Origin of the sequence: Microtetraspora sp. AC03309 (assembly GCF_020826795.1) — a bacterium.
GTDB lineage: Bacteria > Actinomycetota > Actinomycetes > Streptosporangiales > Streptosporangiaceae > Microtetraspora > Microtetraspora glauca.
Window position 1 is genome coordinate 1 of sequence record NZ_JADDIL010000644.1, and the last position, 383, is coordinate 383.

General features: G+C 65.5%; 1 pseudogene. It reads right to left on the reverse strand.

From position 1 onward, the window contains the following. Window positions 1–383 (reverse strand): annotated as a pseudogene (locus IMZ11_RS44750) (DNA-directed RNA polymerase subunit alpha); the annotation flags it as partial.

Sequence of the window (383 nt, forward strand, 5' to 3'; positions counted from 1 at the left end):
CACGGGTGGCCTCCACCTTGTAGGTGACCTTGAGGACCGGCGAGTAGATGGAATCGACCGGGATACGGCCGATCTCGGCGCCCGACGCCTTGTTCTGCACTGCCGGGACGTAGCCGCGGCCGCGCTCGACGACGAGCTCGACCTCCAGCTTGCCCTTGTCGTTCAGGGTGGCGATGTGCATGTCCGGGTTGTGCACGGTCACACCGGCCGGCGGCACGATGTCGCCTGCGGTGACCGCACCCGGGCCCTGCTTGCGCAGGTACATGGTGACCGGCTCATCCTCTTCGGAGGACACGACCAGGCCCTTGAGGTTCAGGATGATGTCGGTGACGTCTTCCTTCACTCCGGGGACGGTGGTGAACTCGTGCAGCACACCGTCGATG